Consider the following 17,974-nt stretch of genomic DNA (forward strand, 5'->3'; position numbering starts at 1 on the left):
GGACGGATCCGCGAGGGGCCCACGCCCGGCGCGGCGACAGGCGACGCCGGCTGTGACGGGGCCGGTCGCGGGGGCGACGGACGGCCCCCTCCCGTCGGGTAGACTGGTGGGCGCGATCGGCTTGTGCCTCGCCCCCGAACCTTCCCGGTGTGCTCCGCTGCCGTCCTCGACGGCTCGGAGCCCGTCCGGGCCGGGGGAACGGTGCGGGCAGGTCGACATCGCGCGTCACGTACGCGCCCCGCGTCCCGGTCCGCCGGTCGCAGGGCGCGGCCGCGTCGGCAGCGGTCCGTGCCCGGTACTCCCGGGGACGGTGCCGGCCCGGCGTGACGCCAGGGGTGGTGGGTCAGATGCCCGTCACCGACGAACCGAGTACCGCGACCGGACTCCTGCCGAGGATGCAGGGCCGGTCGCCAGACGCGCGTGCAGCCCGGATGATCCGGCGCACGCGGCGAAAGGACGTGTCATGGCCGTCGTGACCATGCGCCAGCTCCTCGAGAGCGGTGTCCACTTCGGGCACCAGACCCGCCGTTGGAACCCGAAGATGAAGCGCTTCATCTTCACCGAGCGCAACGGCATCTACATCGTCGACCTCCAGCAGTCGCTGTCGTACATCGACCGCGCCTACGAGTTCGTCAAGGAGACCGTCGCCCACGGCGGCACCATCCTCTTCGTCGGCACCAAGAAGCAGGCGCAGGAGCCGGTGGCCGAGCAGGCCGCCCGCGTCGGCATGCCGTACGTGAACCACCGCTGGCTGGGCGGCATGCTCACCAACTTCACCACCGTGCACAAGCGCCTCCAGCGCCTCAAGGAGCTCGAGGAGATCGACTTCGACGACGTCGCCGGCTCCGCGCTGACGAAGAAGGAGCTCCTCGTCCTGCGTCGCGAGAAGGACAAGCTCGCCCGCACGCTCGGCGGCATCCGCGACATGGCCAAGACGCCGTCCGCGGTCTGGGTCGTCGACACCAACAAGGAGCACCTCGCCGTCAACGAGGCCCGCAAGCTGGGCATCCCCGTCGTCGCGATCCTCGACACCAACTGCGACCCCGACGTCGTCGACTACGCGATCCCGGGCAACGACGACGCGATCCGCTCCGTCACGCTGCTCACCCGCGTGATCGCGGACGCCGCGGCCGAGGGCCTCATGCAGCGTCACTCGGGCAAGAAGGGCGAGGCCGCGGAGACCACCGAGGCCGAGCCGCTGGCCGAGTGGGAGCGCGAGCTCCTGGCCGGTGCCGAGGCCGCGCAGGCCGAGGCGCCCGCCGCCGAGGAGGCCGCGACCGAGGCTCCCGTCGCCGAGGAGACCGCCACCGAGGCGCCCGCCGCCGAGGAGACGCCGGCCGCCGAGGGCGAGCAGGCCACCGAGAAGTCCGAGTGAGGCCTCGCGGGCCGGTCGCCGTCGCGCGACCGGCCCGCGACCCCGCACGCCCCTTCCGCCCGGCGCCCCGACCGGGGCCGGGCGGATCTCGAACCAGCACGGAGGACCCCCATGGCGAACTACACCGCCGCTGACATCAAGGCGCTCCGCGAGCGCACCGGTGCCGGCATGCTCGACGTCAAGAAGGCGCTCGACGAGGCCGACGGCAACGCCGAGCAGGCCATCGAGATCATCCGCAAGAAGGGCCTGGCGCGCGCCGCCAAGCGCGAGGGCAACGCGACCACCGAGGGCCTCGTGGCCGTCAAGGTCGAGGACTCCGCCGCCGGCCAGGCCGCCACGATGATCGAGCTCGACGCCGAGACGGACTTCGTCGTCAAGAACGAGAAGTTCATCGCGCTGGCCGACGCCGTCCTCGACGCCGCCGCCGCCGCGGGTGCCACGGACGCCGAGTCCGCGCTCGCCGCCCCGGCCGCCGACGGCACCGTGGCCGACACGATCGCCGCGCAGGGCGCCACCCTGGGCGAGAAGATCGTGCTGCGCCGCGTGGCCCGCCTCGAGGCGCCGAAGGTCACGACCTACCTGCACAAGACGGCCAAGGACCTGCCGCCGTCGATCGGCGTGCTCGTCGCCACGGACGACGCGGCCGAGCCCGTCGCCAAGGACGTCGCGCAGCACGTCGCGGCCCTGGCCCCGCGGTTCCTGTCCCGCGAGGACGTCCCGGCGGACGTCGTCGAGAAGGAGCGCGAGATCGCGCGCGAGGTCTCGATCGCCGAGGGCAAGCCCGAGGCCGCCCTGCCGAAGATCGTCGAGGGTCGCCTCGGCGGCTTCTTCAAGGACGCCGTCCTCGTGGACCAGCCGCTGGCCAAGGACACGAAGACGACGGTCGCCAAGCACGTCGCCGCCACCGGCGGCAACCTGCTCGGCTTCGTCCGCTTCCGCGTCGGCAGCTGACACCCGCCTGCGTCCAGGCCCGACCGCACCGTGCGCGGTGCGGTCGGGCCTGTCGCATACCCACCCACCCGCGCCCCTGACGGGGCGGGAGCCGCCGTCCGGTGCCAGGATGCGCGGAGGGTGATCACCAACGGTCGGGCGGCGCAGGCCCGGCCACGCCCGCGGCGTCCAGCGCGCCGCGCGGCGATGCGCAGCACATGCCCGAGGCATGCGGAACAGACCGAGAGAGCGACGGTGACGCACGTGACCGAGACCAACCAGACCGAGCCGCCCGCCGCGGCGGGCGAGAGCGCGCCGGCACGCCGGGTGCTGCTGAAGCTCTCCGGCGAGACCTTCGGCGGCGGCAGCGTGGGCCTGGCGACGGACGTCGTGCGCCGCGTCGCCCAGGAGATCGGCGACGCCGTCCGCCAGGGCGTGCAGGTCGCGATCGTGTCCGGCGGGGGCAACTTCTTCCGCGGGGCCGAGCTGTCCCGTGCCGGCCTGGACCGTGCCCGCGCCGACTACATGGGCATGCTCGGCACGGTGATGAACTGCCTGGCGCTGCAGGACTTCCTGGAGCAGGACGGCGTGACCACCCGCGTGCAGACCGCGATCACCATGGGGCAGGTCGCGGAGCCGTACATCCCCCTGCGGGCGATCCGTCACCTGGAGAAGGGGCGCGTCGTGATCTTCGGTGCGGGGGCGGGCATGCCGTACTTCTCCACCGACACCGTCTCGGTGCAGCGCGCGCTGGAGACGCACTGCGACGAGGTCCTCATGGGCAAGAACGGCGTCGACGCCGTCTACTCGGCCGACCCGCGCACGAACCCGGACGCCGAGCGGCTCGAGCAGCTGACCTACACCGACGCCCTGGTGCGCGGCCTCAACGTGATGGATGCCACCGCGCTCTCGCTGTGCCGGGACAACGACGTGCGGATGCGCGTCTTCGGCCTCGAGGAGCCGGGTAACGTGACCCGCGCACTGCTGGGCGAGAAGATCGGCACGCTGGTCACCACGCACTGACCCTGCGCGGGTCCACCGAGCACGACACGACCGACGAGCACGACGACGAGAATGGAGCACCGGTGATCGACGACACCCTCCTCGAGGCCGAGGACAAGATGGACCGGGCGATCGAGGTCGCCAAGGAGGACTTCGCGGGCATCCGCACCGGCCGCGCGAGCGCCGGCATGTTCTCGAAGATCACCGTGGACTACTACGGCGCCCCGACGCCGCTGCAGCAGCTCGCGTCGTTCAACATCCCGGACGCGCGCACGGTGCTCATCTCCCCGTTCGACAAGAGCTCGATGACGACGATCGAGAAGGCGCTGCGCGAGTCCGACCTGGGCGTCAACCCGTCGAACGACGGCAACGCGATCCGCGTCGTCATGCCCGCCCTCACCGAGGAGCGGCGTCGTGACTACGTGAAGATGGCCAAGACGAAGGCGGAGGACGCCCGCATCTCCGTGCGCAACGTCCGCCGCAAGGCCAAGGAGGAGCTGGACCGCATCGTCAAGGACGGCGAGGCCGGCGAGGACGAGGTGTCCCGGGCCGAGAAGGAGCTGGAGTCGCTGACGAAGAAGCACGTCGAGGCGATCGACCAGCTGCTCGCCGGCAAGGAGAGCGAGCTGCTCGAGGTCTGATGGTGACCCATCCCCTCGAACCGGGCGAGGACGCGTCCCCGCTCGACCCCGCCACCGGTGGGGCGGCCGGCCCGACGTCGTCGCGCGCCGGCCGCAACCTGCCCGCGGCGATCACCGTCGGCGTGCTCCTGCTCGTCGGCGTGGCGGCGTCCCTGTGGTTCCGCCCGGAGCCGTTCGTGGCGGTCGCGGTCGTCGCCGTGGGCGCCGCGCTCTGGGAGCTTCGCCAGGCCTTCGCCCGGCGCGACATCCGGCTGCCCATGCTCCCGCTCCTGGTGGGCGGGGCCGGCATGGTCGTCTCGGCGTACACGTCGGGGCCGGAGGCGCTGCTGGTCGCGTACGTGCTGACGGTCGGCGCGGTCGTCGTCTGGCGGGTGCTGGACGGCCCGGGGCCGCAGGCCCTGCGCGACTCGGCCGCCTCCGTCTTCGCGGCGACGTACGTGCCGTTCCTCGCGGGCTTCGTGCTCCTGCTGCTGGCGCAGCCGGACGGCGAGCTGCGCGTGGCGCTGTTCATCCTGCTCGCCGTCGCGAACGACACCGGCGGGTACATCGCCGGGGTGACGATGGGCCGCCACCCGCTGGCGCCCACCGTCAGCCCGAAGAAGACCTGGGAGGGCCTGGCGGGCTCGGTCGTGCTCGCCACGGCCGTGGGCGTCGCGGGCGCGGTGCTCGCGCTCGACGCCAGCCCGCTGCTGGGCGTCGTCCTCGGCGTCCTCACGGCGATCACCGCCACGGTGGGCGACCTCGCCGAGTCGCTCATCAAGCGCGACCTAGAATTGAAGGACATGGGTTCGCTGCTCCCCGGTCACGGGGGCGTGCTGGACCGCCTCGACTCGCTGGTCGTCACCGCCCCGTTCGTGTACCTCGTGCTCACCATGGCGCCGCCCGGCGCCCTGTAAGGAACCGTCATGCCCCCCACCTCCGCCCGTCCCGCCGCGCCCGGCACCGACCTCGGGATCCCCGTGGTCCGGCCGGGCGACGAGACCGCACCCATGCCCCTGCAGATGGCGCCGCGCCGCCGGGGCAAGCCGCCGAAGCACTTCGCGGACCTCACGCCCGCGGAGCGGGTGGCGTCGATGGAGGCGATGGGGGAGAAGCCGTTCCGGGCCAAGCAGCTCGCCACGCACTACTTCCAGCACTACACGTCCGACCCGGAGCAGATGACCGACCTGCCGGCGTCGACGCGCGAGGCCATCGCGACGACGATGTTCCCCCCGCTCATCCGCCCCACCCGGCGGCTGGAGGCGGACGGTGGCACCACGGTCAAGACGCTGTGGCACCTGTTCGACGACGCGAAGGTCGAGTCGGTGCTCATGCGCTACCCGCACCGGACCACGCTGTGCGTGTCGTCCCAGGCGGGCTGCGGCATGGCGTGCCCGTTCTGCGCGACGGGGCAGCTCGGCCTCACCCGCAACCTCTCGACGGCGGAGATCCTCGAGCAGGTGCGCGCCGCGAACCGCTCGCTCGCGGAGGGTGAGATCCCCGGCGGCCCGACCCGCCTGAACAACCTCGTGTTCATGGGCATGGGCGAGCCGCTGGCGAACCCGAAGGCGGTCTTCGAGACGGTGCGCGCGCTGGTCGCGCCGCAGCCCGAGGGCTTCGGGATGTCGGCACGCAACATCACCGTCTCGACGGTGGGCCTGGTGCCGGCGATCGAGAAGCTCACGAAGCTCGAGATCCCGGTGACGCTCGCGCTCAGCCTGCACGCGCCCGACGACGACCTGCGCAGCGAGCTCGTGCCGATCAACACCCGCTGGAGCGTGGACGAGGCGCTCGACGCCGCGCGGCGCTACTTCGAGGTCACGGGCCGGCGCGTGTCGATCGAGTACGCGCTCATCAAGGACATGAACGACCACGGCTGGCGCGCCGACCTGCTGGGGGAGAAGCTCAACGCCCGCGGCCGCGGCTGGGTGCACGTCAACCCCATCCCGCTCAACCCCACTCCCGGCTCGATCTGGACCGCGAGCGAGCGTGATGTCGAGGACGAGTTTGTGGCACGCTTGCGCGGGCACGGCATCCCCACCACGATCCGTGACACCCGCGGGAGCGACATCGACGGCGCCTGCGGGCAGCTGGCTGCCGAGGAGGACGAGTGAGCGCACTGTTCAGCACGGTGTCCGCGATGCGCACCGGGTACGACCGCGACGAGGTCGAGGACTTCTTCGACCACGCCCGGCAGGCCTACGAGGGTCGCACCGCGGAGCCCCTGTCGCACGCCGACATCCAGGTGTCGACGTTCGACCTGGTGCGCGGCGGCTACGACACGCACGAGGTGGACGCGGCGCTGGACCGGCTGGAGGCGGCGTTCATCGCGCGCCAGCGTGCCGAGTACGTCGCGGCGCACGGCCAGGAGGCCTGGATGGCCGCCCTCGCCGACCGCGCCCGCACGATGTACGGGCGCCTGGGGCGGCCCGACGGCGAGAAGTTCGCGCCGGCCGAGCGCGGCGCGCAGGGCTACGACACCGACGACGTGGACGCGCTGTGCGACCGGCTCGTCGCGTACTTCGACCGCCAGGAGCCGCTGACCTCCACCGAGATCCGCTCGGCCACGTTCAGCCGCGCCAAGGGCTCGGACGCGTACGCCGAGGGCTCCGTGGACCGGTTCTTCGCCCGCGCGATCGAGGTGCTGCTCGGGGTGGAGTGACCGTGTCGTGAAGTGACCGGGGCCGACCCGCCTCGCGCCGCCGCACCGCCCGCAGGGGCCGCCGACCACAGGTCGGCGGCCCCTGCGGCGTCGTGCGTGGCGCGGGTCAGCGGGCGGCCGCCTCGGACAGCAGCGCGGCGTGCTCGGTGCGGGCCAGGAACTCGCGGATGGTGTCGCGGCTGCGCGTGAGGCACGCGATGCGGTCCTCGATACCACCCAGCTCGGAGGCGAGGAGCTCGGCGACGGTGCGGGGGCACGTCGGGTGGTCCTGCAGGGCCGTCTCCTCCATGTCGAGCAGCACCTTGATGAGACGGGTGGGGATCCCGGCGTGGACCATGCCCGCCACCCGCGACACCCGCTCGACGTCGGCCTCGGAGTAGGTGCGGTAGCCGTTGGCCGCGCGCTCCGCCGTCAGCAGCCCTTGCTGCTCGTAGTAGCGCACCAGCCGGGGCGCGACGCCCGTGCGCCGGGCGACCTCGCCGATCTTCATCATGGGCCTCCGGGAGTGTCGTGGGTCACGCTTGACATTGACATTAGTGTCAATCTTTAGCGTCGTCGACATGACGACAACCCGTTCGACCCCGCGTCCCGCACCCGACCTCCCGTGGCCCACCCTGCTGGTGCTCGGCGCCGGCACCTTCACGATGGTCACGGCCGAGATGCTGCCCACGGCCGTGCTCCCGCAGATGAGTGCCGGGCTCGGCGTGGACGAGTCCCGCACCGGCCTGCTCGTCTCCGTCTGGGCAGCGGCCGTGGTGGTCGCGAGCTTCCCCCTGGTGCGGCTGGTGGCCGGGCGGGACCGCAGGACGGTGATCGCCGTCGCGCTCGCCGTGCTGGCCGCGTCGTCGGCGGCGACGGCGCTCGCTCCCACGTACGGCGTCGCCGTGGGCGCCCGGCTCGTGGGCGCCGCCGCCGTCGGGCTGCTCTGGGCGAGCGCCAACGCGCACGTCGCCGACCTGGTGCCCGACCGGCTGCTGGCGCGCTCCGTGGCGGTCGTGCTCGGCGGGGCCACGCTCGGCATGGTGCTGGGCACGCCCCTCGCGAGCCTCGTGACGCGCGCCGTCGGCTGGCGCGCCGCGTTCGCGGGTCTCGCCGCGCTGACGCTCGTCGTCGCCGTCCTCGTGCGCGCCGTCGTGGAACGCTCCCCGCGAGCGGGCGCGCGGTCCGGTGCCCCGACGACCGACGCCGGCCCGACCGTGCCGGAGGCCTCGCCCGCCGGACCCGGCCCGATGATCGCCGTCACCGCGATCGTCGGCGTCCTGCTGGTGGGCCACTACGGCGCCTACACCTACGTCGTGCGGATCGTCGAGACCCCGGCGGCCGCGGTGCCCGGCGGGGTGAGCACGCTGCTCCTCGTGTTCGGGCTCGCCTCCGCGCTGGGGGTGGTGCTCGCCGGGCGGTTCGGCGCGCGTACCGCACCCGCCCTCGTGCTGAGCACGGCCGGCACGGCGGTCGCGCTGCTCGGGCTCGCGGTGGTGGACGTGCACCCCGCCCTCGGCGCGGCGGTCGTCGCGCTGTGGGGCGTCGCCTCGGGCGCCCTGCCGCCCCTGGCCCAGACCCTGATCCTGCGCCTGGGCGGCCCCGCCCGGCGGTCGACGGCGGCGGCGCTCATCCCCGTGGTGTTCAACGGCGGGATCGCGGTCGGGGCGGCGCTCGCCTCCCTGCTCGTGGCGCGGGGTGGCGTCGACGCCCTGCCGGTCCCCGCCGCCGTCGTCGTGGCGGGGACCGCGGTCGCGCTCGCGGCGGGCGCCCGCACCTGGTCGGACCGCGCGGCGGCCGTCGCCGGGCCGCGCGACCCGTCGGAGGGGCCCGCCGACGTGCTCGACGACGCCCCCCTTCCCGGGGCGGCGCCGTGAGCCGGCACCCTCGCCGCGCCGGATGGAGCGGGGGCCAGTAGGTTCCGAGCTGTGCCAGCGCAGAGCCCGGGACCGGCCCTCGAGACGTCCGCCACCGCCCTCACGACCGCCCGGCTGGCTGCCGTCGCGGTCCCCGGCGCCGTCGTCGGCGTCCTGTCCGCCCTCGGGCTGATCCTCGTGTCCTCCGTCGCGGGCGCGGCGCAGGACTGGCTGTGGGACACCCTGCCCGCCGCCGTGGGGACCCAGGGCGACTCGCCCTGGTGGATCCTCGGGACGCTCACGCTCACCGGGCTCGTCGTGGGCGCGATCGTCGCGTGGTTCCCCGGCCACGCGGGCGACGACCCTGCCACCACCAGCCTGGTCGCCGCGCCGCTGCCCCCGCGGACCGTCCCCGGCCTGGCGCTGGCCCTCGCGGTCGGGCTCGCGGGCGGCGTCAGCCTCGGGCCGGAGAACCCGATCATCGCCGTCAACGTCGCCCTCGCCGTCTGGGTGGTCGCGCGTCTGCGCCTGGGCGCGCCGCAGCAGGTCGTGATCCTCATGGCGGCGTCCGGCACGCTCGGCGCGATGTTCGGCACCCCCGTCGGCGCGGCGCTCCTCATGACGGAGATGCTGGCCGGGCGCGGGAAGGGCGAGCTCTTCGACCGGCTCTTCGGCCCGCTCGTCGCGGCCGGCGCGGGCTCGCTCACCATGGTGCTGTTCGGCGCCCCGCAGCTGAACGTCGAGGTGCCCGCCTACACCCCGGCCGCCCTCGACCTGGTCACCGGCTCCCTCGTGGCGATCGCCGCCGCGCTGCTGTGCCTCGCGGGCGTGTGGGCGTTCCCCCTGGTGCACCGCGCGTTCCACGCCCTGCGCCACCCGGTCCTGGCCCTGGGGGCGGGCGGCCTCGTGCTCGGCGTGCTCGGCGTCCTCGGCGGGCCGCTCAGCCTGTTCAAGGGCCTGGACGAGATGAAGGAGCTCACCCGGACCGCCGATCAGTACGGGGTGTGGGCGCTGCTCGGCCTCGGCGTCGTGAAGATCGTCGCCCTGGTCGTGGCGGCGGGCGCCGGCTTCCGCGGCGGTCGCATCTTCCCGGCCGTCTTCGTCGGCGTGGCCGTCGCGCTGGCCGCCCACGCCGCGTTCCCGGGCATCCCGCTCGCGATCGCGGTCGCCGCCGCCGTCCTCGGCGCCACGATGGTCGTCGCGCGGGACGGGTGGCTGGCCCTGTTCATGGGCGTCGCGATGGTCGCCGACGTCGCGGTGCTCCCCGTGCTGTGCGTGATCGTGCTGCCCCTGTGGCTGCTGGTGCGCCACCGCCCGCTGATGCTCATCACGCCGGCGGGAGAGCGCGCGCCCGCCTGAGCGCGCCGGCACCGTGCCGCCGCGTCAGCAGTGTCGCGCCACCGGGCGCCCCGTGCCGGTGTTGAGGTACGCGTCCGAGACCCAGTTGCTGCGGCCGATCTTGTACCAGAGGTTCGTGGTGCCACGGCTGCCGGAGATCCACTGCCCGCGGGAGTAGCACAGCAGCGGCACCCGCGCGGTGTTCGCGGCCAGGCCCGTGCGCGCCCGCGCGGCGCTCGGGCCGGACCGGACGTTGAGGGTGCGCCCGTTCGTCACGACGATCCCGGTGCGGGCCGAGCCCTGCCACAGGTACGTCACGTCGATCCAGGCGTTGCGGGGCAGGCGCAGGCCGTCGCGATAGGTGCCGTCGGCGAGGTCGATGCCCGCGGGGTTGGTGACCTTGCGCCCGTAGAGGTCCCGTCCGCCGTTGTACCCGAGCCGGTACGCGGCGGAGGCCTGGGGCGTGCCCTTCGGGAGGCTGCGCGCGGCGTGCCGTGTCGAGCTCCAGTAGTCGTCCACGCTGTTCCACGGGCCCACGTCCCACACCGGCGCGTACTCGCAGCGCGTGCTGCCCGCCCGGCACACCCGGACGGAGTAGGCGCCGGACCCCTTCGGCGAGAGAGCGCGCCGCGAGGGGAGCGCCACGAAGTGGTCGTTCTTGCGGATCTTGTGCCCGTTGGCGGTGCGCTTGCCGACCAGACCCTCGCGGGTCGCGTAGATGCGGTGGGTCTCGCCGTCGCCGTCCGCGGCGGCCGGGGCGGCGGTGGCCACGACCGAGCCGGAGACGAGGACGACGAGCCCGGCAAGTGCGGCCACAGGCCGCTTGCCGACTATCACGCGATAAGTACGCATGTTTGCGAACGTAACCGGCCTCACACCCGCCCGCGACCGGGCGCCACGGTCCGACGTCGAGAAGTCAAGCACCGGAGCGGGTGAATTCCGGGCATTTCCGCGGCGCGTCCCCCGGCCCGCACGACGGCGCCGGCGCCCCCGCCGCACCTGGGATGATGAGCGGCATGTCCGCCGCCGCACCCCGCTCCGTCACCCTCCTCGGCTCCACCGGTTCGATCGGCACGCAGGCGATCGACGTCGTCCGGGCGCACCCCGGGCGGTTCCGGGTCGAGGCGCTGTCCGCCGGCGGGTCGGACGTCGGGCTGCTCGCCGAGCAGGTCGCGGCGGTCGGGGCGCGCGCCGTCGCCGTCGCCGACGCCGGGCGTGCCGACGACCTGCGGTCCGCCCTGGCCGGCCGCCTCGGACAGGGCGCCGCGGACGTCGAGGTGCTCGCCGGCCCCGACGCGGCCACCGAGCTGGCCGGGCGCGGCAGCGACGTCGTGCTCAACGGCATCACCGGGTCGGTCGGGCTGCGGCCCACGCTCGCGGCGCTCGCGGGCGGCTCCTCGCTGGCGCTGGCGAACAAGGAGTCGCTGGTGGTGGGCGGGTCCCTCGTCAAGGCCGCGGCGGCCCCCGGGCAGATCGTGCCCGTGGACTCCGAGCACTCGGCGATCGCGCAGGCCCTGCGCGGGGGAGCGCGCGACGAGGTGCGCCGGCTGGTGCTCACGGCCTCGGGCGGGCCGTTCCGCGGCCGCAGCCGCGACGACATCAAGAAGGTCACGGCCGACGAGGCGCTCGCGCACCCGACGTGGTCGATGGGGCCCGTGGTGACGGTCAACTCGGCCTCGCTGATGAACAAGGGGCTCGAGCTCATCGAGGCCCACCTGCTCTTCGACGTGCCGGTGGACGACATCACCGTCGTGGTGCACCCGCAGTCGGTGGTGCACTCGATGGTCGAGTTCCGCGACGGGTCCACGATCGCGCAGGCGTCGCCGCCGGACATGCGCCTGCCGATCGCCCTCGGGCTGTCGTGGCCCGAGCGGCTCGACGTCGTCTCCCCGCCCTGCGACTGGACGCGGGCGGCGTCGTGGACGTTCGAGCCGCTGGACGAGGCGACCTTCCCCGCCGTCGGGCTGGCGCGGGCCGCCGCAGCGGCGTCGGCGACCCACCCCGCCGTCTACAACGCGGCGAACGAGCAGGGCGTCGCCGCGTTCCTGGCCGGGCGGATCGGCTTCCTCGACATCGTCGAGACCGTGGAGCGGGTGTTGTCCGAGCACGACGGCGTGGCCGCCGCCGACGTCACGCTGGACGCCGTCGAGGGCACCGAGCGCTGGGCGCGGGCGCGCGCGGACGAGATCCTCGCGCGGTCCTGACGAAGCCTGCACGCGCGCGGCCCCCGGACCGTGCCGCGCGTGTGCCTCGGTGACCTAGGCTCGACGCGTGGACGTTCTCTCCTGGGTGATCGGCATCGCCGTGATGGTGGTGGGCCTCGCCCTCTCCATCGGCCTGCACGAGGTGGGCCACATGGTGCCCGCCAAGAAGTTCGGCGTGCGGGTGAGCCAGTACATGGTGGGCTTCGGCCCCACCCTGTGGTCGCGCACGAAGGGCGAGACCGAGTACGGGGTGAAGGCGATCCCTCTCGGCGGCTACGTGCGGATGGTCGGCATGATGCCGGCCGCGCCGGAGGGCGCGCGCCGCCGCGGGGGGTTCTTCGGGCAGGTGATCGCCGACGCGCGCGACGCCTCCGTCAGCGAGATCCGCCCCGGCGAGGAGGACCGCGCGTTCTACCGGCTGTCCACGCCGAAGAAGCTCGTCGTCATGCTCGGCGGGCCCGTGATGAACCTGGTCATCGCCGCGGTGCTGACCTTCGTCGTCCTCGTGGGGATCGGGGCGCCCACCGTCACGACGACCGTCGGGGCCGTGAGCGAGTGCACCCCGACGTCGACGACGGCCGACGGCGCGCCCGTGTGCGCCGAGGGTGCCGCGCCGTCGCCCGCCGCCGCGGCGGGGCTGCAGGCCGGCGACGAGATCGTCGAGTGGGACGGCGCGGCCGTCACGTCGTGGGACCAACTGTCGGGGATGATCGCCGACTCCCCGGACCAGGAGGTCCCGGTGGTCGTCGAGCGCGACGGCGCCCGGGTGCCGCTGACCGTCACGACCGCGGACCGCCAGGTCCCCGTGACGGACGCCGACGGCGCCGCGACCGTGGACGCGGACGGGCAGCCCGTGACCGAGACGGCCGGCTTCCTCGGCGTGACGCCGACCCAGGAGTACGAGCCGCTGCCGCTGTCGTCCGTGCCCGAGGCGGTGTGGCAGCAGGTGTCCGGCACGGCCGCCATGATCGTCACCCTGCCGGTCCGCGTCGCCGACACGGCGGTACAGGCCTTCACCGACCAGCCGCGCTCGCAGGACTCGGTGGTCTCCGTCGTCGGGGTGAGCCGCATGGCGGTGGACGTCGTCGCGGCGGACCAGCCGGTCGTCACCACGCTCCAGTACCTGCTGAGCCTGCTCGCCGCGCTCAACGTGGCGCTGTTCGTGTTCAACCTCATCCCGCTGCTGCCGCTGGACGGCGGGCACGTGGTGAACGCGCTGTACGAGGGCGCCAAGCGCACCGTGGCGCGCGTCCGCGGGCTGCCGCGCCCCGGGCCGGCCGACGTGGCCCGGATGATGCCGGTGGCGTACGTGATGTTCGTGGTATTGATCGGTACCGGCGCGATCCTCATCGTCGCCGACCTGATCGACCCGGTCCGGCTCACGTAGCCGGCCGGCGCCCGACCACCGATCGCCGACGCCCCGAGAAAAGGGACCGATGACACGGCACAGCCGCCACACGCGCATCCTGGAGCTCGCCGCCGAGCGGGGCGAGGTCACCGTCGACGAGCTCGTCACCGAGCTGGACACGTCGCCCGCGACGGTGCGGCGCGACCTCGTGGAGCTGGCCAGCCAGCAGCTGGTCACCCGCACGCGCGGCGGGGCGCGCACCACGGCGGTCGCCTACGACCTGCCCCTGCGCTACAAGACGGCGCGGCGGGCCGACGAGAAGCACCGGATCGCCGCGCACGCCGTGTCCCTGCTGCAGCCGGGCGACGTCGTCGGCCTCAACGGCGGCACCACCACCACGATGGTGGCCGAGGGCATCGCCACGGACCCGGACCTGCAGGGGCTGCGCGACGGCGAGCGCCTCACCGTCGTGACGAACGCGGTGAACATCGCCCACGACCTCACGGTCCGCTCGCACGTGCGCATCATCGTCACCGGCGGCACGGCCCGGACGCGCTCCTACGAGCTCGTCGGGCCGCTCGCCGTGCACACCCTCACGCAGGTGACGATCGACGTCGCCTTCCTCGGGGTGGACGCGCTCGACGCCGAGCACGGGGGCATGGCCTTCCACGAGGGGGAGGCGGAGATCAGCCGCCTCATGGGGCGCGCCGCGCGGCGGACCGTCGTCGTCGCCGACTCGACCAAGCTCGGCGAGCGCGCGCTGGCGCCGTTCGCCGACCCGGCCGCGATCAGCCTGGTCGTCACGACGACCGAGGCGGACCCGGAGCAGGTCGCCGCGCTCCGGGCCGCCGGCATCGAGGTGGCCGTCGTCTGACGGCCGGTCGTCAGACGGTCGTCAGCCGGTCGTCAGTCGCCCGCGCCGTCGAGCAGCCGCAGCAGGCGGGCCACCTCGTCGGCGACCGCGTCGCGCGCCGGGCCCACGTACCTGCGGGGGTCGACGAGGCGCTCGTCCGCGGCCAGGCGCTCGCGCACCGCGCGGGTGAACACGCCGTTGAGGTGCGTGGAGACGTTGATCTTGGTCATCCCGGCGCGCACGGCGCGCACCAGCTCGTCGTCGGGCACGCCGGAGGAGCCGTGCAGCACGAGCGGGACGTCGACGGCCTCGCGCAGCCGCGCGATCCGGTCGAGGTCGAGGGCGGCGGTGCGGTCGGTCATCGCGTGCGAGGACCCCACCGCGACCGCGAGCGCGTCCACGCCGGTGGCGGCGACGAACGCGGCGGCCTCGCCCGGGTCGGTCCGCACCCCGGGGGCGTGCACGCCGTCCTTGCCGCCGACCTCGCCGAGCTCCGCCTCGACGAACACGCCCGCGGCGTGCGCGGCGCGCACGACCTCGGCCGTGGACGCGACGTTGTCGTCGTAGGACAGGGCGGACCCGTCGTACATCACCGACGAGAACCCGAGGTCGAGCGCCTCCGCCACCAGGTCGCGGTCGTCGGCGTGGTCGAGATGGACGGAGACCGGGGCGGACGTGGCGCGGGCGAGCGCGAGGCACGCCGACCCCACGGGCGCGAGCGACCCGTGGTAGCGGACGGCGTTCTGGCTCACCTGCAGCACGACGCCCGTGCCGACGCGCTCCGCCGCGGACACGAACGCCTCGGCGTGCTCGAGCTGGACGACGTTGAACGCGCCGACGCCCCGGCCGGCGCTGCGGGCGGGGGAGAGGAGGACGTCGGTGGTGACGAGGGGCACGGGGTTCTCGTTTCGGGGTCGGGACGGGGAAGGGACGGTGCGTCGCCGGTCAGGTGACGGCGACGCGGGCGCGGAGCGCCGCGACGTCCGCCGGGTCGACGTCGCCCGCGACGGGGCGCAGGACGGCGGCGGCGGACACGGCGACGGCCAGGGCGAGGCGGTCGGCGCTCGGCTCGGTGGGGCCGGCGAGGCCGACCGCCAGCGCGGCGGTGGCGGCGTCCCCGGCGCCCGTGGGGTTGCCGGCCAGCGGCGGCCCGGTGAGCCGGGCGCGGGCGACCACGCGGGGACGGCCGTCGCCCGGGGCGTAGGCCGTCATGCCGGAGGCGCCGTCGGTGACGACGACCTCCCCGGCGCCGAGGCCCTGGAGCAGGGCGACGGCCTCGGCGGGGTCGTCGAGGCCGGCCGCGTCGGCGAGCTCGGCGCGGTTGGGCTTGAGCAGGTGGGCGCCCGCCTCGGCGGCCCAGCGCAGCGCGGGGCCGGAGGTGTCGACGACCACCCGGGCCCCGGTGCCGAGCGCGGCGGTCACCAGGCCCGCGAACCGGTCCTGCGTGGTCCCCGGCGGGAGAGAGCCGGAGACGGTGACGACGTCGCCCGGCCCGGCGGTGCGGGCGACGGCGTCGAGCAGCGCGGCCCACTCGGCGCCGGACAGCGCCGCGCCGGGCTCGTTGAGCACGGTGGGGTGCGCGCCGTCGGGCGCGGCCGGCACCACGGTGACGCTCTGCCGGGTGGGACCGGCGACCGGGACGAGCAGGGCGTCCTGTCCGGCGGCGGCCAGGTCGTCGCGGAACGCGGCGCCGAGCGGCCCGCCCGCCGTGCTGACGGCGAGCGACGGGTGCCCGAGGGCACGGGCGACGCGGGCCACGTTCACGCCCTTGCCGCCCGCCCGGGCCGTCGCGGTGCGCACGCGCAGGGACTCGCCCGGCACGAGCCGGTCGACCCGGTAGGTGACGTCCCAGGCCGGGTTGGGGGTCACGGCCACGACGCGGGTCACGGGTGCGACCCGGGGACGGCCGACCAGGCCAGCAGCTCCGCGCCCCGCACGCCGGCGTCGGCACCGAGCTGCGCGGGCACCACCTGCGGCACGGGGTGGTAGGTCAGCTGCCGTGCCGCGGCGGCCCGCAGCGGCACGAAGAGGTCGTCGCCGGCGCGGACGATGCCGCCGCCCACGACGACCAGGGGCAGCGCGAGCACGCGGACGAGGTCGGCGACCAGCCCGCCGAGCCGCTCGACGCCGTGGTCCCAGACCTGGCGCGCCACGTCGTCGCCCGCCTGGGCGCGCCGCAGCACCTCGGCGGACCCCCGCACCTCGGCGGTGGTCGCGCCGGTGCGCTCGCGGTAGTGGCGGGCGATACCCGCGGCGGAGGCGTCCGTCTCGGGGCAGCCGCGCCCGCCGCAGGCGCACGGGGTGCCGCCCTGCGGGCCGCCGTGCCCGACCTCGCCCGCGTAGCCGCCGCCGGTGTAGGGCTCCCCGCGCAGCACCAGGGCCGCGGCGATCCCCGTCCCGACGGACAGGTAGGCGTGGTCGGGGGCGCCGCGGGACGCGCCCGCGCGCCACTCGGCGAGGGCGCCCGCGCGCACGTCGTGCCCGAAGCCGACCGGCAGCCCGGTGGCCTCGGCGACCAGGTCGCGGATCGGGAGGTCGACCCAGCCGAGGTTCTCCGCCTGCAGCACCAGCCCGCCCTCGTCGTCCACCGCGCCGGGGACGGCGAGGCCGGCGGCCGCGACCGCGCGCCCGGCGGGGGCGAGGTCGCGCAGGTCGCCGATGACGTCGAGGATCGAGCGGACCACCGCGTCCGGCCCCTCGTCCGCGCGCGTGGGGACGGTGCGCTGCTCGAGGACGCCGTCCCGGCCCGCGAGGACCGCCTTGACGTCCGTGCCGCCGACGTCGAGCGCGACGACGAGCGGGCCCGGTGCCGCGCCGGTCATGACGCCGCGGGGTCCAGGACGACCGAGCGGGTGAGGTTGCGCGGGGCGTCCGGGTCGAGGCCCTGGTGCTCGGCGTTGGCGACGGCGAGGCGCTGCAGGCGCACCAGGGCGACCTGCGGGTCCTCGTCCAGGCGGACGGCGAGCGCCCCGGTGCGGGCGACGTCGTCGGCCAGGCCGGGCACCTCCTCGCCGAGGAGGAAGACGACGCTGGTGTCGTCCGCGACGGAGATCGGCCCGTGGCGGTAGTCCATCGACGGGTAGGACTCGGCCCAGGCGAGCGACGCCTCGCGCATCTTCAGCGCGGCCTCGTTGGCGATGCCGACGGCGGGCCCGCGGCCGAGGAACACGTACTGGCGACGGCCCACCCAGGTCTCGGGCAGCGGCTCGGCGACGGCGGGCTCGGCCGCGTCGGCGAGGGCCTCGAGGTCGTCGCCGAGGCCGGCGCGCAGCAGGCCGAGGGCGGACGTGGCGAACCGCGTCTGCACGACGGAGGTCTCGTCGGCGAAGTCGAGGACGACGGCGTGGTCGGCCTCGGTGACGGCGGGGGAGTCGGGGTCGCCGACGATCGCGAGGGTGGGCTGCGTGCCGCGGACGCGGGCGAGGAGCTCGCGGATCTCGGTGGTGGTGCCCGAGCGGGTGACCGCCACGACGAGGTCGTAGCGGCGCCCGGCGGGGAACTCGCTGCCGGCGAAGGCGTCGGTCTCCCCGAGGCCGAGCTCCTCGCGCCGCGCGGCGTAGGCCTGCGCGACGAACCACGAGGTGCCGCAGCCGACGACGGCGACCCGGGCGCCGGCGGCGGGCAGCAGGTCGGCGCGCTCGCGGGCGACGGCCGCCGTGCGCCGCCAGGTCTCCGGCTGGCTCGCGATCTCGGCGGTGACGTGGAATCCGGTCATGTCCCTGGTCCTCCTGATGATTGCTTGAACGTGATCAAGTCTGCCATGAAACGCGCAGCAATGGTCGCATCGACCCGGGGTGAACCGGCGAG

General features: G+C 74.9%; 18 protein-coding genes. 12 read left to right on the forward strand and 6 right to left on the reverse strand.

The annotated features are described in order from the left end of the window. Positions 1-463: 463 nt before the first annotated feature. The 7 genes from rpsB (at position 464) to ACFU5J_RS18275 (ending at position 6,589) form a co-directional block, all read left to right on the forward strand. Positions 464-1,375, forward strand: a complete 912-nt coding sequence (rpsB, locus tag ACFU5J_RS18245) for a 30S ribosomal protein S2 (protein WP_430579675.1) — start codon at positions 464-466, stop codon at positions 1,373-1,375. Between the two features lie 111 nt (positions 1,376-1,486). Next, positions 1,487-2,326, forward strand: a complete 840-nt coding sequence (gene tsf / locus ACFU5J_RS18250) for a translation elongation factor Ts (RefSeq protein ID WP_430575136.1) — start codon at positions 1,487-1,489, stop codon at positions 2,324-2,326. A 234-nt stretch (positions 2,327-2,560) separates the two neighbouring features. Continuing rightward, positions 2,561-3,328: a UMP kinase gene (gene pyrH / locus ACFU5J_RS18255; protein ID WP_430575137.1), complete on the forward strand. Its 768-nt coding sequence runs from the start codon at positions 2,561-2,563 to the stop codon at positions 3,326-3,328. A gap of 62 nt (positions 3,329-3,390) precedes the next feature. Then, positions 3,391-3,948 (forward strand): ribosome recycling factor, encoded by a 558-nt coding sequence (gene frr / locus ACFU5J_RS18260; protein ID WP_430575138.1) that lies wholly within the window; start codon positions 3,391-3,393, stop codon positions 3,946-3,948. A 98-nt stretch (positions 3,949-4,046) separates the two neighbouring features. After that, entirely contained in the window at positions 4,047-4,844 is a 798-nt protein-coding gene (locus tag ACFU5J_RS18265; protein ID WP_430575377.1) for a phosphatidate cytidylyltransferase, read from the forward strand. A gap of 105 nt (positions 4,845-4,949) precedes the next feature. Next, positions 4,950-6,041 carry a 23S rRNA (adenine(2503)-C(2))-methyltransferase RlmN gene (gene rlmN, locus ACFU5J_RS18270; RefSeq protein ID WP_430575378.1) on the forward strand — a complete coding sequence of 364 codons (1,092 nt, stop codon included), beginning with the start codon at positions 4,950-4,952 and terminating at the stop codon, positions 6,039-6,041. After that, positions 6,038-6,589: a DivIVA domain-containing protein gene (locus tag ACFU5J_RS18275; protein ID WP_430575139.1), complete on the forward strand. Its 552-nt coding sequence runs from the start codon at positions 6,038-6,040 to the stop codon at positions 6,587-6,589. The genes rlmN and ACFU5J_RS18275 overlap by 4 nt, the downstream gene beginning before the upstream one ends. A 106-nt stretch (positions 6,590-6,695) precedes the next feature. Here ACFU5J_RS18275 and ACFU5J_RS18280 read toward each other — a convergent pair whose 3' ends face one another. Further along, the gene (locus ACFU5J_RS18280) at positions 6,696-7,079 is read right to left on the reverse strand and encodes a MerR family transcriptional regulator (protein WP_430575140.1); all 384 of its coding nucleotides are present in this window, start codon (positions 7,077-7,079) and stop codon (positions 6,696-6,698) included. A gap of 70 nt (positions 7,080-7,149) precedes the next feature. Between ACFU5J_RS18280 and ACFU5J_RS18285 the strand changes: the two genes are divergently transcribed. Beyond that, positions 7,150-8,445, forward strand: coding sequence for an MFS transporter (locus ACFU5J_RS18285; RefSeq protein WP_430579676.1), 1,296 nt, complete (start codon positions 7,150-7,152; stop codon positions 8,443-8,445). 51 nt (positions 8,446-8,496) lie between these two features. After that, positions 8,497-9,783 carry an ion channel protein gene (locus tag ACFU5J_RS18290; protein ID WP_430575142.1) on the forward strand — a complete coding sequence of 429 codons (1,287 nt, stop codon included), beginning with the start codon at positions 8,497-8,499 and terminating at the stop codon, positions 9,781-9,783. A 24-nt stretch (positions 9,784-9,807) separates the two neighbouring features. On the opposite strand, the gene ACFU5J_RS18295 is transcribed toward ACFU5J_RS18290, so the two are convergent. Beyond that, the gene (locus tag ACFU5J_RS18295) at positions 9,808-10,578 is read right to left on the reverse strand and encodes a hypothetical protein (protein ID WP_430575143.1); all 771 of its coding nucleotides are present in this window, start codon (positions 10,576-10,578) and stop codon (positions 9,808-9,810) included. A gap of 200 nt (positions 10,579-10,778) precedes the next feature. Between ACFU5J_RS18295 and dxr the strand changes: the two genes are divergently transcribed. The 3 genes from dxr to ACFU5J_RS18310 all read left to right on the forward strand — a co-directional run bounded on the left by dxr (position 10,779) and on the right by ACFU5J_RS18310 (position 14,188). Further along, entirely contained in the window at positions 10,779-11,966 is a 1,188-nt protein-coding gene (dxr, locus tag ACFU5J_RS18300) for a 1-deoxy-D-xylulose-5-phosphate reductoisomerase (RefSeq protein WP_430579677.1), read from the forward strand. Positions 11,967-12,033: 67 nt separating this feature from the next. Continuing rightward, a complete protein-coding gene (locus ACFU5J_RS18305; protein ID WP_430579678.1) occupies positions 12,034-13,353 on the forward strand; it encodes a M50 family metallopeptidase in 1,320 nt (439 codons plus the stop codon). A 49-nt stretch (positions 13,354-13,402) separates the two neighbouring features. Next, positions 13,403-14,188 carry a DeoR/GlpR family DNA-binding transcription regulator gene (locus ACFU5J_RS18310; RefSeq protein WP_430575146.1) on the forward strand — a complete coding sequence of 262 codons (786 nt, stop codon included), beginning with the start codon at positions 13,403-13,405 and terminating at the stop codon, positions 14,186-14,188. Positions 14,189-14,220: 32 nt separating this feature from the next. Here the strand turns inward: ACFU5J_RS18310 and ACFU5J_RS18315 are convergent, their stop codons facing one another. From ACFU5J_RS18315 to ACFU5J_RS18330, 4 genes are read right to left on the reverse strand one after another with little or no spacing between them, the layout of a single operon-like run. Continuing rightward, positions 14,221-15,063, reverse strand: a complete 843-nt coding sequence (locus ACFU5J_RS18315; RefSeq protein WP_430579679.1) for a ketose-bisphosphate aldolase — start codon at positions 15,061-15,063, stop codon at positions 14,221-14,223. Between the two features lie 49 nt (positions 15,064-15,112). After that, positions 15,113-16,054: a 1-phosphofructokinase family hexose kinase gene (locus ACFU5J_RS18320; protein WP_430579680.1), complete on the reverse strand. Its 942-nt coding sequence runs from the start codon at positions 16,052-16,054 to the stop codon at positions 15,113-15,115. Continuing rightward, positions 16,051-16,989 carry an ROK family protein gene (locus ACFU5J_RS18325; protein ID WP_430579681.1) on the reverse strand — a complete coding sequence of 313 codons (939 nt, stop codon included), beginning with the start codon at positions 16,987-16,989 and terminating at the stop codon, positions 16,051-16,053. The genes ACFU5J_RS18320 and ACFU5J_RS18325 overlap by 4 nt, the downstream gene beginning before the upstream one ends. Beyond that, positions 16,986-17,882 carry an SIS domain-containing protein gene (locus ACFU5J_RS18330; protein ID WP_430575150.1) on the reverse strand — a complete coding sequence of 299 codons (897 nt, stop codon included), beginning with the start codon at positions 17,880-17,882 and terminating at the stop codon, positions 16,986-16,988. The genes ACFU5J_RS18325 and ACFU5J_RS18330 overlap by 4 nt, the downstream gene beginning before the upstream one ends. Positions 17,883-17,974 lie beyond the last annotated feature (92 nt).

It is taken from the genome of Isoptericola sp. NPDC057559 (assembly GCF_042801555.1).
Taxonomy (GTDB): Bacteria; Actinomycetota; Actinomycetes; order Actinomycetales; family Cellulomonadaceae; genus Isoptericola.

What these genes read in the sequence shown, in the direction of transcription:
- ACFU5J_RS18310 (WP_430575146.1), top strand. Translation starts at nt 13,403, where the DNA reads ATGACACGGCACAGCCGCCACACGCGCATCCTGGAGCTCGCCGCCGAG.
- rpsB (WP_430579675.1), top strand. Translation starts at nt 464, where the DNA reads ATGGCCGTCGTGACCATGCGCCAGCTCCTCGAGAGCGGTGTCCACTTC.
- ACFU5J_RS18285 (WP_430579676.1), top strand. Translation starts at nt 7,150, where the DNA reads ATGACGACAACCCGTTCGACCCCGCGTCCCGCACCCGACCTCCCGTGG.
- rlmN (WP_430575378.1), top strand. Translation starts at nt 4,950, where the DNA reads ATGGCGCCGCGCCGCCGGGGCAAGCCGCCGAAGCACTTCGCGGACCTC.
- ACFU5J_RS18325 (WP_430579681.1), bottom strand. Translation starts at nt 16,989, where the DNA reads ATGACCGGCGCGGCACCGGGCCCGCTCGTCGTCGCGCTCGACGTCGGC.
- ACFU5J_RS18280 (WP_430575140.1), bottom strand. Translation starts at nt 7,079, where the DNA reads ATGAAGATCGGCGAGGTCGCCCGGCGCACGGGCGTCGCGCCCCGGCTG.
- ACFU5J_RS18330 (WP_430575150.1), bottom strand. Translation starts at nt 17,882, where the DNA reads ATGACCGGATTCCACGTCACCGCCGAGATCGCGAGCCAGCCGGAGACC.
- dxr (WP_430579677.1), top strand. Translation starts at nt 10,779, where the DNA reads ATGTCCGCCGCCGCACCCCGCTCCGTCACCCTCCTCGGCTCCACCGGT.
- tsf (WP_430575136.1), top strand. Translation starts at nt 1,487, where the DNA reads ATGGCGAACTACACCGCCGCTGACATCAAGGCGCTCCGCGAGCGCACC.